We start from the raw sequence: 13958 nt of genomic DNA, 5'->3' as shown, positions 1-13958 counted from the left end.
CGCGTGTCCACACCAGGTGATCACCCCGTCACCCTTGTGACATCTAGCGATTTGGCATATTCCAACGGATGCTGGTGTGAGGACGACGAAGCGGTCCGCACCAGGGGGTGTTCAGCAGATGTACTACCTTCTCGCGGCGTCCGTGCTGCTCTGGGCGTTGCTGTTCGGGGCGGGTTTCGCCGCGTGGTGGGTGGCGAGCAGGCCCCGGCGGCCACGCCCGAAACCGCGCTCGCGCTGACCCATCCGCCGAGCTGCCCGGGAGAACCCCCGGGCTCCGACCGGGGGTGCTCGCGATCTCACGTCACGTGATCAACTTCGCACTCAAGATCACCCGACCGGTTCCGATCCGTTCGGGCGTCCGCTCCGAAACTCCGCGATGAACGCTCACGGACGGGGGACGTTCCGGAGGTTGCTCCGGGCGAGCTGCACCATCTTGCCGACCCCGCCGGAGAGCACCGTCCGGCTGACCGCCAAGGCGAATCCCTTGACCTGAGCGCTGGTGATCTTCGGCGGCATGGACAGCGCGTTGGCATCGGTCACGATGTCCACCAGCGCGGGACCGGGGCGGCGCAGCGCTTCGGCCAGCGCCTCCCGCACCTCCGAAGGCCGCCGCACCCGCACCGCGTGCAGACCGGCGGCCGTCGCGATGGCCGCGTAGTCGATGCCGTCGTGATCGGTGCCGAAGTCCGGCATGCCGTCCACCAGCATCTCCAGCTTCACCATGCCCAGCGAGGAGTTGTTGAAGACGACCACTTTCACCGGCAGGTCGTGGGTGCGCAGCGTCAGCAGATCACCGAGCAACATGGACAGCCCGCCGTCCCCGGACATCGAGATGACCTGCCGTCGCCGGTCGGTCTGCTGCGCCCCGATCGCCTGCGGCAGCGCGTTGGCCATCGACCCGTGCACGAAGGACCCGAGCATCCGCCGCCGCCCGTTCGGCGTGATGTACCGCGCCTGCCACACGTTGCACATGCCGGTGTCCACGGTGAACACCGCGTCGTCGGCGGCCACGTCGTCGAGCACGTCGGCGACGAACTCGGGGTGGATGGGCACCTGCGATTCGACGTCGCGGGTGTAGGCCGACACCACGCTCTCCAGCGTCTCGGCGTGCTCCCGCAGGCAGCGGTCCAGGAACGAGCGGTCCTGCTTGGGCTCCAGCAGCGGCAGCAACGCCTCGATCGTCTCCCGGACGTCGCCCTGCACGGCCAGGTCCAGCACCGTGCGCCGTCCCAGGTGCGCCGGCTCGATGTCCACCTGCACCGTGTTGGCCTGCGGCAGGAAGTTGTCGTACGGGAAGTCGGTGCCCAGCAGCACCACGAGGTCGGCCCGGTGCATCGCCTCGTAGCAGGCGCCGTAGCCGAGCAGCCCGCTCATCCCGACGTCGTACTGGTTGTCGTACTGGATCCACTCCTTGCCGCGCAACGCGTGCCCGACCGGCGCCTTGAGCACCTCGGCGAGCTCCATCACCTGCTGGTGCGCCCCGCGGGTCCCCGCGCCGCAGAACAGCATCACGCGTTCGGACCCGTTGAGCTTGTCGGCCAGCGCCCGCACCTGGGCGGGGGCCGGGACCACGGTGGGCGGCGCGCAGTCCACCACGCCGTGCCCGGTGGCGCGCACCGCCTCCTGCTGCGCGACGTCACCGGGCAGCACCAGCACGGACACCCCGCGCCGCCCGGCAGCGGTCTGCATCGCGGTGCGCAGCAGCCGCGGCATCTGGGCGGGCTGCGACATGAGCTCGCAGAAGTGGCTGCACTCGTTGAACAGCTCTTCCGGGTGCGTCTCCTGGAAGAACCCGGTGCCGATCTGCTCCGACGGGATGTGCGAGGCCAGCGCGAGCACCGGGGCTCCGCTGCGGTGCGCGTCGTAGAGGCCGTTGATCAGGTGCAGGTTGCCCGGGCCGCAACTGCCCGCGCACACCGCGAGCCGGCCGGTAAGCTGGGCTTCCGCGCTGGCCGCGAAGGCCGCGGTCTCCTCGTGCCGCACGTGCACCCATTCGATGCCCTCGGTCCGGCGCACCGCGTCCACCACGGGGTTGAGGCTGTCCCCCACGATGCCGTAGATCCGTTGGACGCCCGCCTGCACGAGCACGTCGATGAACTGGTCGGCGACTGTTGGCATGGGCTCCTCCGGGTCTGCGGCTGACCTGTCCCGTCTACGCGGGGACCCGGCCACCTGCAACTCGAGAACGTCACCACCCGGACGAGTGAAAGCGGTAACGATTCCGGTGAGGCCGGCGATCTCCACGACGTCGCACGCCCCAACTTGAGAGAGGAACAGCGGTGAGCATCCGCGTCTACACCTTCTGCGCGACCGCCGTGACGGTCTCGGCAGTCGCCGGTCTGCTGGTGGGTGGCTATCTCGCGACGACCGCTGAGCAACCGAGCACCCGGCATGCCGAGGTGACCCACGTGACCGAAGTCGGTCCCGCGGAAGCGACCCTCCCGCCGCGCTGAACGCATCGGCTAGCGTCGGGCGCATGACCGAACAACGACTCTCCGTCGGCGATCAGGCGCCCGACTTCGCGCTGCCCGACGCGGACGGCAAGACCGTGGCGCTGGCCGACTACCAGGACCGCTCCCTGGTCGTCTACTTCTACCCCGCCGCCAGCACGCCGGGCTGCACCAAGGAGGCCTGCGACTTCCGGGACAGCCTCGCGCCGCTCAACGAGGCGGGTTTCGACGTGGTCGGCATCTCCCCCGACAAGCCGGAGAAGCTGGCGGCGTTCCGCGATGCGGAGGGCCTGACCTTCCCGCTGCTGTCCGACCAGGACAAGTCGGTGATGACGGCGTGGGGCGCCTTCGGCGAGAAGACGAACTACGGCAAGGTCGTGCAAGGCGTGATCCGCTCCACGTTCGTGGTGCGACCCGACGGCACGATCGGCTCCGCCCTCTACAACGTCAAGGCCACCGGCCACGTCGACCGGCTCCGCAAGGAGCTCGGCGTCTGATCGCGCGCGGGGCGTCCGGGACCTCCCGGGCGCCCCGCCCGGCTCAGTCCACGACGAGGTAGACGGCGACGGCGGCGGCGATCACCACCACCAGGTAGCGCAGGAAGTTGGCCGGGAGCCGCTGGGCGAGCTTGCCGCCGACGAACCCGCCGAGCACGGTGGTGGGCACCAGGGTCAGCACCGCGATCCAGTCCACCGGCGCGACCAGCGCGTACACCACCAGGGTGACGGCGCTGCCCACCATGCCGAGCCAGCTCTTGAGCGCGTTGAGCCTGCGCATCACGTCGGAGGCGGCCAGCACCAGGACCGCGATGAGGATCACGCTGCGCGCCCCGCCGAAGTACCCGCCGTAGATCGAGGCCAGGAAGATCCCGATCGTCAGCAGCACGAGCCGGTCGGACCCGCCGGCCTCGGGACTGCCCATCCAGCGGCGGATGGTGGTCTGGAACGCCATGAGCACCGCGGACAGCCCCACCAGCGCGGGCACCACCGCGTCGAACACCGAGCCGGGCAGCACCAGCAGCAGCACGCAGCCGATCGCCGATCCCACCGCCGCGGCGCCCGTGGTCAGCCACAGCCGCTTGCGCGAGTCCTTGAGGTCCGCCCGCTGGCTCACCGCCGCGCCGACGAACCCGGGCCCCTGGGCGACGGAGTTCGTCACGTTCGCGACCAGGGGCGGCATCCCGGTCGCCAGCAGCGCGGGGAAGACCAGCAGGGAGCCACCCCCGGCCACGGCGTTGATCGCCCCGGAGAAGAACCCCACGACGATCAGCAGCGCCAGTTCCAGCGATTCGGTCAGCACGACTTCGCAAGTTAGCCGGTCGGTGCCGCCGACCTCCCGATGGGGCGAGCCGTCTCACACCCCCGGCTTGTGGTGTCACTCGGGGTGACGAGAAGATCACCGGAACGAGAACGGAGGTTCACGTGTCCGGTGTGGAAGGCGCGGCGCTGCGGCTCGGCTCGGCGGTGGTCGGACAGGTGGCGCGGACGTGGCTCGGTCGCAAGCGCACGGAGGTGCGCCGCGGTGCGGACCTGACCGATCTGATCGGCTTCCGCTTCGGCGGGCTCCGCGAGCGCGACCGGCGCGGCCTGCACCGCAGGCTCGACGAGGTCGCCGAGCACGTCGGCGACCGCCTGGAGCAGCTCTGCGACCGCGAGTTCGCCGCCCTGCCGGAGCACGAGCGCGTCGCCGCGCTGGACGCGGTGGCCGACGCGCTCGCCGAGGCCGACCTGTCGGACACCGCACTGCTCAGCGCCGACCTGGACCCGCTCCGGCTGGCCGGGCAAGTCCGGCGGCAGGTCCCCACCGAACCCGGCGCGGGCCTGGGCGAGGCGGGCCGGGCGCTGTTCGACCGGGCGCTCGACGACGGCTGCGCCCAGCTCGTCCACCTGGTCCGCGAACTCCCGGAGTACGACGCCCGACTCGCCGAGGAATCGCTGCGCCGGGCGACGGCCGTCCTCGCCGAGGTGCAAGAGGTGCTCGACCGGCTCCCGGCCACCAGCCTCGAAGCCCCGTCCGGCACCGACCACGATGAGGCATTCCGCCGCCGCTACCTCGACCTGCTCGCCCGCCACCACGACGACTTGGAGCTCATCGGCGTCAGCGTCCGCAACTTCCGCCCGCGTACCCGCCTCTCGGTGGCCTACCTGAGCCTCACCGTGCGTGGCAATCTGCCCGCACGGGCCGGGCACGAGCACTGGTTCCCCGACCACGACGACCGCGCCCGGAGCCTGCGCGCCGAAGCCGCGCTGTCGCTGGCCCGGCGGACCCTGGTGCGCGGTGAGGCCGGGTCGGGGAAGACCACCTTGCTGCGCTGGATCGCGGTCCACGCCGCGCGGGGCGACTTCGGACCGCACCTCACCGAGTGGAACGGCTGCGTGCCGGTCCTGGTGAAGCTGCGCAGCTACGCGGGGAGGTCACTGCCCCGGCCGGAGGAGTTCCTGGCGGAGCCTGGTTGCCCGCCGACCGGACCGGTTCCGGAGGGCTGGATGCACCGGCAGCTCCTTGCGGGCCGGGCACTGCTCCTGGTCGACGGGGTGGACGAACTCACCACCACCGAACGTCCCAAGGTCCGACGCTGGCTGGACGCGCTGCTCACCAGCTACCCGGACACCCGCATCGTGATCACCTCGCGCCCAGCCGCTGCGGGAACGAAGTGGCTCCGCTCCGAAGGATTCACCACCGTCGACCTCGAACAGCTCACGCCAGGCGACGTGCGGGAGTTCCTGGACCGCTGGCACGCCGCGCTGCTGGCTGCCGACACCGGTTCGCTGCCGTTCAGCCGGACGGAGGTCGAGCAGCAGCACCGAGCGCTGCTCGCCAAACTCTACGCGCGACCGCACCTGCGCAGCCTGGCCCGCAGCCCGCTGATGTGCGCGATGCTGTGCGCGCTCAACCTGGACCGGGGCGGTGAACTCCCCCGCGACCGCAAGAGCCTCTACGAGGCCGCCTTGGAAATGGTCCTGGACCGGCGGGAGTCGCTGCGCGAGATCCGGTCGTCGGTCGCGCTGGAGTACCGGGACAAACTCGTCCTGCTCCAGGAACTCGCCTTCTGGCTCAACCTGAACGGCCGCTCCGAAATCCCCCGCGACCGAGCCATCGTGCTGCTGGCCGCGAAGTCCGCCGAGCCGGAAGCGAACCTGGACCACCTCATCGAACGCAGCGGTGTCATCCGCGAGCCGGCCGAAGGCCGCATCGACTTCGTGCACCGGACCTTCCAGGAGTTCCTCGCCGCCCGCAAAGCCGCCGACGAGAGCCACGTGGGGTTGCTGGTCGACAAGGCGCACTCGGACCAATGGCGGGAGACCGTGGTCATGGCTGCCGGCCTGCTCAACAGGCGAGGACGTGCCGACCTGATCGACGGCGTGCTCGACCGCGCGGACTCCGGCAAGCCCCGGCTGCGTCGTCGTCTTCGCCTGCTCGCCGCGACCTGCCGGGAATCCGCCCACGACTTGCCACCGGAGGCATCGGCCCGGCTGGATGGCGCGATCGGTGCGCTGCTGCCACCCCGCAGCCGTCGGGAGAGCCAGTCCCTGGCGACGATCGGTGACACCATGCTGGATCGGCTCCCGGACGACCTCCGCGCGCTGACCGACGCGCAGGCGGCGGCGACCGTCCGCACCGTCGCCCTGATCAACGGGCCGGAAGCGCTGCACAAGCTTTCCTGCTTCGCCGAGGACGGCAGACCGCGGGTGCAAGTCGAGCTCACCGAAGCGTGGCCCCTCTTCGAGCCGGAAAGCTACGCGCGCAGCGTGCTCGCCGACGCACCGCTCTTCGGGGGCGCCTGATCCTGACCAATCTCGCCCTGCTGCCCCAGGTGCGCCACCTGTCCCACCTGAGCGATCTCGTCGTTCAGATGTTCGTCGCCGGCGAGCAGGACATGAGCGCACTCGCCCATGCCCGCCACCTCACCGGACTGACGTTCGCCAACGCGGGCGAGATCAGTTTGCGGCCGCTCGAAGCGCACCCCGGGATCGAACGGCTCGTGGTCGACACCCGAGCCCGTTTCCACGACCTCGACATCATCACCGGGCTGACCCGCCTGAGCACCCTGGTTCTGGTGCAGGACGAACCGATCGAGGACTTCACCTTCCTCGCCCGGCATCCGTCGATCCGAACCCTGCGCCTGAGCATGGGACGGCCCGGAGCCGACTACCGACCGCTGGCCTCGATCGAGTCGCTGACCTCCTTGCACCTCAGCGACCTCGACCAGTCGTCGTGCCTGCTCCCCCTGAGCACGCACGGGGCGCTGCGCACGCTGTCGCTGTCGACCACCGACATCCCGGGACTGGCGGAAGTGCTGCCGGAGTTCCGCGGCCTGCAGGAACTCCGGGTCGACCTGGATTCGCCCCACGACGTGGAACCCCTGCGGAACCTGCTGATCACCGATCTCTTGATGTCGCGCATCGCCTCGCCGCTCACCCTCGCACCGCTGCGCTCCCTGGCGTCGCTTTCCGAGCTGACCATTTTCGACGCCGCGGACCTCGACCTGGCGCCGCTGGCGGACCTGGACCTGCGGTTGAAGCTCGACCGCCGCAGCACCTACCGGGGGCTCGACCGGCTCGGGTCCGGCGTGCGCGTCACCTGGCTCCGGTAGCCAACTCCCGCAGGGCGGGGAGGAGCAGGCGGAGGGCTCGGCCGCGGTGGGAGTCGGCGTCCTTCTCCTCCGGGGTGAGTTCCGCGCTGGTGCGGGTCTCGCCCTCGGGGACGAAGATCGGGTCGTAGCCGAAGCCGTTCGTGCCGCGCTCGGCCCGGACGAGGGTGCCGCGCCATTCGCCGCGCACCACGGTCTCGGTGCCGTCGGGCAGCACGAGGGCCGCCGCGGAGACGAAGCCCGCACCCCGGCGCTCGTCCGGGACGTCGCCGAGCTGGCCGAGGAGCAGGTCCAGGTTCGCCTGGTCGTCGCCATGGCTGCCGCTCCAGCGCGCGGAGAGCACGCCGGGCATCCCGTTGAGCGCGTCGACCTCGAGGCCGGAGTCGTCGGCGACGGCGGGCAGCCCGGTGGCGCGCGCCGCGTCGGCCGCCTTGGCCACCGCGTTGTCCTCGAAGGTCGCGCCGGTCTCCGGCGCCTCCGGGAACTCCGGCACGTCGGCGAGGCCGACGACCGCCACGCCGTGCACGCCCTCGGCGTCGAGGATGCGCCGCAGCTCGACGAGCTTCTTGGTGTTGCGGGTCGCCAGCAGCAGCCGGGTCACGACTTGCCCCCGGGCAGCGGGCCGGGGTAGGGCTGGGCCAGCGCCTCGGTCTGGAGCCCGGAGAGCCGGGTGCAGCCCGCGAGCGCGTAATCGATCATGGTGTCCATCGTGGAGCGGGTGAAGGTGGCGCCCTCGCCGGTGCCCTGCACCTCGACCAGCGTGCCGTGGTCGGTGGCCACCACGTTCATGTCCACCTCGGCGCGGGAGTCCTCCTCGTAGGGCAGGTCCAGCCGGACCCGGCCGTCCACGACGCCGACGCTCACCGCCGCGACCCCGCAGGACAGCGGCTTCGGGTCGGACAGCCGCTTCGCGGCGCCGAGCCAGGTGATCGCGTCGGCCAGCGCCACGTAGGCGCCGGTGATGGCCGCGGTGCGGGTGCCGCCGTCGGCCTGGATGACGTCGCAGTCCAGGGTGATGGTGTTCTCACCCAGCGCGGACAGGTCGATGCAGGCGCGCAGCGACCGGCCGACGAGCCTGCTGATCTCGTGGGTGCGACCGCCGATGCGGCCCTTCACCGATTCGCGGGCGCTCCGGGTGTTCGTCGCCGAGGGCAACATCGCGTACTCGGCGGTCACCCAGCCCAGCCCGGAGCCGGTCCGCCAGCGCGGCACGCCCTCCTGGACGCTGGCCGCGCACAGCACGCGCGTCCGGCCGAACTCGACCAGCACCGAACCAGCAGGCCAGTCCTGGTATCCCCGGGTGATCCGCACCTCGCGGAGCTCGTCGTCGCTCCGCCCGTCAGCTCGTGCCACGCCCCCACCCTATGCCCGAACCCGCACCACGCTCGCCCGGGGCAACCAGAATCCCGCACCACCAAACAAGCGGGCGAAGCCGCTCCCGCACTCGCGCACAACCGGCACCACCGCCAGGCAAGCGGCGAAGCCGGGGCTCCGCACCGCCCGAACATGAGCCGACCACAGTCAGGCAAGCGGCGAGAGCCGCTTCCGCACTACCCCACGCACGGCACCGGCACCGCCGCGGGTTCTCGGCTGTCTTCTCGCGAGGACGCCCTGATGCCGTGTATTGGCATACATCAAGAAGGGCGCCAGGAGCGAGAAGGCAGCTGAGGTTCCGCCACCCGCACCGCCACGCAACCGGACCACGGCACCATCAAACGAAGTACTCGCGGCCTGCTTCTACTACTTCTACCGGCCCGTCGAACGCGGCCGCCGCCTCGGCGCGGATGGCGTGCGGGTCGGACCACGGTTGCAGGTGGGTCAGCAGCAGCCGCCGCGCTCCCGAGGACACCGCGGCCTCCGCGGCCTGGAGCCCGGACAGGTGCAGGCCGTCGGGCGCCTCCGGGTGGTGCGGCCAGGACGCCTCGGCGAGCAGCACGTCGGCGTCGCGGGCGAGTTCGTCGAGCGCCGGGCAGGGGCCGGTGTCGCCGGTGTAGGCCAGCACCGCGTCGTCGGCGGTGATCCGGAAGCCCCAGGCCGGGCAGACGTGCGCCACCGGCACGGGCCGGACGTGGAACGGGCCGATCCGCAGCTCTTGGGGCATCGGGACGAAGTCGAACACGTCGCTCAGGTCGGTCTGCTGCCGATCGGCCTCGTCGGTGGCGTGCAGCGCGGCGAAGCGCTCGGGGGCTTCGGCCGGGGCGAACACCGGCAGCCGCCGCTGCCGGGTGTCGTAGGGCGGCGCCGGGTGGTAGCGGCGCAGCACCGTCAGCGCCCCGAAGTCCGCGCAGTGGTCGGGGTGCAGGTGGCTGAACAGCACCGCGTCCAGCTCGAACGGGTCGGCGACGCGCTGCAGCGCCCCGAGGGTGCCGTTGCCGAGGTCGAGCACGATGCGGCTGCCGCCGGACTCCACCAGGTAGCCGGAGGCCGGCGACTCCGGCCCGGGGATGCTGCCGGAGCAACCGAGGATCGTCAGCTTCACGCGGTCGAGCTTGGCACGAGCAGCGGCCCGACGGCATCCACCGGGAGCGCGGGACCGAGGAACCGGCCCGCCATCCGGGCGAACCGCTCGGGGGTCCCGGTGACCCGGAACTCGTGGCGCACCGGCTCGGCGCCCGGGGTGAGCAGGTCGTGCTCGGTGAGCTTGCGGACCACGTCCTTGGCGGTCTCCTCGGCGCTGGAGACGAGCGTCACCTGCTCGCCCATCGCGAGCTGGAGCACGCCGGTGAGCATCGGGTAGTGCGTGCAACCGAGCACGAGGGTGTCCACGTCGGCGCGTTGCAGCGGGTCGAGGTAGTTCTGCGCGAGGCCGAGGACCTGCCTGCCGCTGGTGATGCCGCGCTCCACGAAGTCGGCGAAGCGCGGGCAGGCGGCGGTGGTCAGCTCGATGTCCGGGGCGGCGGTGAAGGCGTCGTCGTAGGCGCCGGACCGGATGGTGGCCTGGGTGCCGATCACGCCGACCCGGCGGTTGCGGGTGGTCGCCACGGCGCGGCGCACGGCGGGCAGCACCACCTCGACGACCGGCACGTCGTAGCGCTCGCGGGCGTCGCGCAGGCAGGCGGACGAGGCGGTGTTGCAGGCGATGACCAGCATCTTGACGCCCTCGTCGACGAGCGCGTCGGTGATCGCGAGGGTGCGTTCGCGGATCTCGGCGACCGGCATCGGACCGTAGGGCGCGTTGGCGGTGTCGCCGACGTAGCGCAGCGCTTCGCCGGGGAGCTGGTCCATGATCGCGCGGGCCACCGTGAGCCCGCCCACCCCGGAGTCGAAGATCCCGATCGGCGCGTTGGTCACCCGTTCAGTCTGCCAGAGCGGGGCCGGGAGCGGCGGGCCAGCAGCAACGCCGCCAGCAGCCCGCCGAGCGCCCCGAACAGGTGGCCTTCCCAGGACACGTTCGGCTGACCCGGCAGCACGCCCCACAACATGCCGCCCCAGTAGAAGAACAGCACCAGGGCGACCACGATCTGGCCCGCGCTGCGCTGCACGAACCCGCGCAGCAGCAGGAACACCATCCAGCCGAACACCACGCCGGAGGCCCCCGCGTGCGTCGTCCCGCCGTCGGCGACCAGCCAGGTGCCCACGCCCGCGACCAGCCACACCACGGCGGTGACCCCGAGGAACTGCCGCACCCCACCGGACAGCAGCAGCCAGCCCAGCACGAACAGCGGCACGCTGTTGGCGATCAGGTGGCCGAACCCGAAGTGCAGCAGCGGCGCCCACAGGATGCCGTCGAGCCCGTCGACGTCGCGCGGCTCGATGCCGGCGCCGTCCAGCGCCAGCGCGGGCAGGAGCAGGTCGACGAGCTCGATCGCCCAGAGCACCACGAGGAACCCGAGCATCCCGACGGCGGATCGCAGCGGCTTCTCCGGCAACACCCGCGCCCGGCGCCGCTCAGGCAACTCATTCACACCGACGAGGCTACGCGGTTCGTCCGGTTCCGGGCTCCGGAATCACCCTGAGTCCCCCCGTGACCGCCGGCGGGCGGAACCTCCGCTTCACCCGGGTGACCTCGGGCGCTCGCCCGGTGACGACCCGGGGCGTCGCGGGTCCGGTCGGCTCCTAAGATCGAGGGCCGTCGGGTCCGGGTTCGGAGAGGTGACGTGGTGGGCGTCGAGGTCGACATCGCGGTGCGGGCGCAGGCCCGCCGAGGCGGGGCACCCACCTGGGACGTCCGCACCGACACGGTGCTCTGGGTGGACGGCCCCGCGCGCAGCGTGCACCGCTTCACGCCGGGCCGCGCCGATCACGAGATGGACGTCCCGCAGCTGATCGGCGCCGGGAAGCCGCGCTCCCTGGGCGGCCTGGTGCTGCACCTCGACGAGGGCATCGCGCTGTTCGAGTCGACCGGGACCAACCGCACCTGGTTGGTGTACTGGGCGCGGGAGGGCGTCACCCCCGGGGCCACCGCGATCGACGGCAAGGGCCGGTTGTGGGCGACCACCATCAGCCCCGACCGGTCCGACGGCTGGCTTGCGCGGGTCTCCGGCTCCGGTTCGGCGACCATCGCGCTGAGCGGGCTCACCGCCGTCACCGGACTCGACTGGAGCCCGGACGGCGCCCTGATGTACCTGGCGGTGGACGGGCGGCTCGACGTGCTCGACCACGACCTCGCCACCGGTGAGATCGCTGCCCGGCGCCCGTTGTGCGAGGTCGGCGAGGCCCTCGGCGGGATGTGCGTGGACGCCGACGGCGGGATCTGGGTCGCCCTGCGCGAGGCCGGGGAGCTGCGGCGGTTCACCCCGGACGGGGCGCTGGACCGCACCGCGGCGCTGCCCGCGCGACGGCCGACCGGCTGCTGCTTCGGCGGCGAGGAGCTCACCGACCTCTACGTCACCACTGCCCGCGACGGCGTGGACGAGCCCGGGGAGGCCGACGGCGCACTGCTGGTGCTGCCGGACGCGGGCACCGGCCTGCGCCCCTTCGCCTTCGCGGGCTGACCACCCGCACCCGGCTTCACCCGGAAGGGGGAAGAGTGAGAGGCGCCTTCATCCGGCATAGTCGGATGAAGGCGCCCTCACCTGGAAAGGTCAGGCCCAGAGTTGGCCTTCGAGGCCGCCCGCCGCCTCGTCGAGGGTGCCCGCGTAGGCACCGGTGGACAGGTACTTCCAGCCCGCGTCGGCGACCACGAACACGATGTCGGCGCGCTCGCCCTGGGCCGCGGCCTTCTCCCCGATGGTCAGCGCCGCGTGCAGCACCCCGCCGGTGGAGATGCCCGCGAAGATCCCCTCGGACTCCAGGAGCTGCCGGGTGCGCCGCAGCGCGTCGTAGGAGCCGACCGAGAACCGGCGGCTGAGCACCTCGGCGTCGTAGAGCTCCGGGACGAAGCCCTCGTCGAGGTTGCGCAGGCCGTAGACCAGCTCGCCGTAGCGCGGCTCGGCGGCCACGATCTGCACGCCCGGCTTCTGCTCCCGCAGGTAGCGCCCGACACCGACCAGCGTGCCGGTGGTGCCCAGGCCCGCGACGAAGTGCGTCACGCTCGGCAGGTCGCGCAGGATCTCCGGGCCGGTCCCCCGGAAGTGCGCGTCGGCGTTGGCGGGGTTGCCGTACTGGTACAGCATCACCCAGTCGGGGTTCTGCTCGGCCAGCTCCTTGGCCACCGCGACCGCCTGGTTCGACCCGCCCGCGGCCGGGGAGGACACGATCCGCGCGCCGAACGCCTGGAGGAGCTGCCTGCGCTCCTCGGAGGTGTTCTCCGGCATGACGCAGACCAGCCCGTAGCCCTTGAGCTTGGCGGCCATCGCCAGCGAGATCCCGGTGTTGCCCGAGGTCGGTTCCAGGATCGTGCACCCGTGGGTGAGGCGGCCCTCCTTCTCGGCCGTCTCGATCATGGCCAGCGCGGGCCGGTCCTTGATCGAACCCGTCGGGTTGCGGTCCTCCAGCTTCGCCCACAGCCGGACGTCCGGCGACGGCGACAGGTGCGGCAGGCCCACCAGCGGCGTGTCGCCGAGCGCGTCCAGCAATGAGTCGTAGCGAGCCACTGCGGTCTCCTCCTAGCGCGGTGTGGGTGGCGGCTGCGGCGTCCCGGCGGCGCCGGGACGCCCACCGGACTTCAGCGCATGCCGCCCGCGACGGCCGGGAGGATGGTCACGCTGTCGCCGTCGGAGACCTTGGCCTCCAGACCACCGCTGAACCGGACGTCCTCGTCGTTGACGTAGACGTTGACGAAGCGGTGCAGCGCGCCCTCCTTGACCAGGCGGTCCTTCAGGCCGCTGTGCCTGCTGTCGAGGTCGTCGATCACCTCGGCGAGGGTGTTGCCGCTGGCCTCGACCGACTTCTGCCCGTCGGTGTGGGTGCGCAGGATGGTGGGGATGGAGACGGTGACTGCCATGGGGGGACCTCCTGTCCACGGGGATGTTGCTCTCGACATGAGAATGCGGCCGCCGGAGCGGCCAGGGGGTGAGCGGGGGCTCAGTCCCGTTGCGGGACCTCGTCGGCGCCGGTGTGGGCGAACATGTAGGACTCGACCACCTCCACCGGTTCCTCGGTCACCTCGCCGTCGAGAATCCGGTACGACCGCAGCTCGTGGGTCTGCGGGTCGCGGGTGGACACGAGCACGTAGTGCGCGTTGGGCTCCGAGGCGTAGGCGACGTCGGTGCGCGACGGGTAGGCCTCGGTAGAGGTGTGCGAGTGGTAGATGACCACCGGCTCCTCGTCTGCGGCGTCCATGCCGCGCCAGACCTTCAGCTGCTCCGCGGAGTCGAACCGGTAGAAGGTGGGCGAGCGCTCGGCGTTGACCATCTCGATCAGCCGTTCCGGGCGGTCCGACCCTTCCGGGCCGGCAATCACGCCGCAGGCCTCGTCGGGGTGGTCCCGCCGGGCATGGGCGACCATCGCGTCCACGAGGTCACGTCGGATCACCAGCACAGACACCATCCTAATAGGTGAGGCACCGGCCTCCCACGATGTGGAAACCGCGGGAC

Annotated in this window: 15 protein-coding genes; 5 read left to right on the top strand and 10 right to left on the bottom strand. The window is 71.7% G+C overall.

What is annotated here, in order from left to right:
* Positions 1–384: 384 nt before the first annotated feature.
* A complete protein-coding gene (locus ACQP0T_RS05725) occupies positions 385–2118 on the bottom strand; it encodes a pyruvate dehydrogenase (RefSeq protein WP_433871632.1) in 1734 nt (577 codons plus the stop codon).
* A 161-nt stretch (positions 2119–2279) separates the two neighbouring features.
* Here ACQP0T_RS05725 and ACQP0T_RS05720 point away from each other — a divergent pair, with 161 nt between their 5' ends.
* Positions 2280–2453, top strand: a complete 174-nt coding sequence (locus ACQP0T_RS05720) for a hypothetical protein (protein ID WP_345362849.1) — start codon at positions 2280–2282, stop codon at positions 2451–2453.
* Between the two features lie 23 nt (positions 2454–2476).
* Entirely contained in the window at positions 2477–2947 is a 471-nt protein-coding gene (bcp, locus tag ACQP0T_RS05715) for a thioredoxin-dependent thiol peroxidase (protein WP_345362847.1), read from the top strand.
* A gap of 43 nt (positions 2948–2990) precedes the next feature.
* Here the strand turns inward: bcp and ACQP0T_RS05710 are convergent, their stop codons facing one another.
* Positions 2991–3749, bottom strand: coding sequence for a sulfite exporter TauE/SafE family protein (locus ACQP0T_RS05710; protein WP_433871631.1), 759 nt, complete (start codon positions 3747–3749; stop codon positions 2991–2993).
* Positions 3750–3871: 122 nt separating this feature from the next.
* Between ACQP0T_RS05710 and ACQP0T_RS05705 the strand changes: the two genes are divergently transcribed.
* Entirely contained in the window at positions 3872–6235 is a 2364-nt protein-coding gene (locus tag ACQP0T_RS05705; RefSeq protein ID WP_433871630.1) for an NACHT domain-containing protein, read from the top strand.
* Positions 6236–6264: 29 nt separating this feature from the next.
* Positions 6265–7044, top strand: coding sequence for a hypothetical protein (locus tag ACQP0T_RS05700; protein ID WP_433871629.1), 780 nt, complete (start codon positions 6265–6267; stop codon positions 7042–7044).
* Here ACQP0T_RS05700 and rdgB read toward each other — a convergent pair.
* From rdgB to ACQP0T_RS05675, 5 genes are all read right to left on the bottom strand, one after another.
* Positions 7028–7642, bottom strand: coding sequence for an RdgB/HAM1 family non-canonical purine NTP pyrophosphatase (rdgB, locus tag ACQP0T_RS05695; RefSeq protein WP_433871628.1), 615 nt, complete (start codon positions 7640–7642; stop codon positions 7028–7030). The genes ACQP0T_RS05700 and rdgB overlap by 17 nt on opposite strands.
* Positions 7639–8394, bottom strand: coding sequence for a ribonuclease PH (gene rph / locus ACQP0T_RS05690; RefSeq protein WP_433871627.1), 756 nt, complete (start codon positions 8392–8394; stop codon positions 7639–7641). The genes rdgB and rph overlap by 4 nt, the downstream gene beginning before the upstream one ends.
* 358 nt (positions 8395–8752) lie before the next feature.
* Positions 8753–9520, bottom strand: a complete 768-nt coding sequence (locus ACQP0T_RS05685) for an MBL fold metallo-hydrolase (RefSeq protein ID WP_433871626.1) — start codon at positions 9518–9520, stop codon at positions 8753–8755.
* A complete protein-coding gene (gene murI, locus ACQP0T_RS05680; RefSeq protein ID WP_345362835.1) occupies positions 9517–10332 on the bottom strand; it encodes a glutamate racemase in 816 nt (271 codons plus the stop codon). The genes ACQP0T_RS05685 and murI overlap by 4 nt, the downstream gene beginning before the upstream one ends.
* Complete coding sequence (locus ACQP0T_RS05675) at positions 10329–10946, bottom strand: rhomboid family intramembrane serine protease (RefSeq protein WP_433871625.1); 618 nt, start codon at positions 10944–10946, stop codon at positions 10329–10331. The genes murI and ACQP0T_RS05675 overlap by 4 nt, the downstream gene beginning before the upstream one ends.
* A gap of 195 nt (positions 10947–11141) precedes the next feature.
* Here ACQP0T_RS05675 and ACQP0T_RS05670 point away from each other — a divergent pair, with 195 nt between their 5' ends.
* Positions 11142–11975 carry an SMP-30/gluconolactonase/LRE family protein gene (locus ACQP0T_RS05670; RefSeq protein WP_433871624.1) on the top strand — a complete coding sequence of 278 codons (834 nt, stop codon included), beginning with the start codon at positions 11142–11144 and terminating at the stop codon, positions 11973–11975.
* A 90-nt stretch (positions 11976–12065) separates the two neighbouring features.
* On the opposite strand, the gene ACQP0T_RS05665 is transcribed toward ACQP0T_RS05670, so the two are convergent.
* The 3 genes from ACQP0T_RS05665 to ACQP0T_RS05655 all read right to left on the bottom strand — a co-directional run bounded on the left by ACQP0T_RS05665 (position 12066) and on the right by ACQP0T_RS05655 (position 13902).
* On the bottom strand, positions 12066–13016 hold the full coding sequence (locus ACQP0T_RS05665; RefSeq protein ID WP_433871623.1) for a PLP-dependent cysteine synthase family protein: 951 nt from the start codon (positions 13014–13016) through the stop codon (positions 12066–12068).
* A gap of 71 nt (positions 13017–13087) precedes the next feature.
* Positions 13088–13366, bottom strand: a complete 279-nt coding sequence (locus ACQP0T_RS05660; RefSeq protein WP_433871622.1) for a MoaD/ThiS family protein — start codon at positions 13364–13366, stop codon at positions 13088–13090.
* A gap of 80 nt (positions 13367–13446) precedes the next feature.
* The gene (locus ACQP0T_RS05655; RefSeq protein WP_345363019.1) at positions 13447–13902 is read right to left on the bottom strand and encodes a M67 family metallopeptidase; all 456 of its coding nucleotides are present in this window, start codon (positions 13900–13902) and stop codon (positions 13447–13449) included.
* Between the last annotated feature and the right edge of the window lie 56 nt (positions 13903–13958).

Origin of the sequence: Saccharopolyspora sp. CA-218241, from assembly GCF_050954615.1 — a bacterium.
GTDB classification, from domain to species: Bacteria; Actinomycetota; Actinomycetes; order Mycobacteriales; family Pseudonocardiaceae; genus Saccharopolyspora; species Saccharopolyspora cebuensis.
This window is presented reverse-complemented; position numbering and strand designations above follow the sequence as displayed.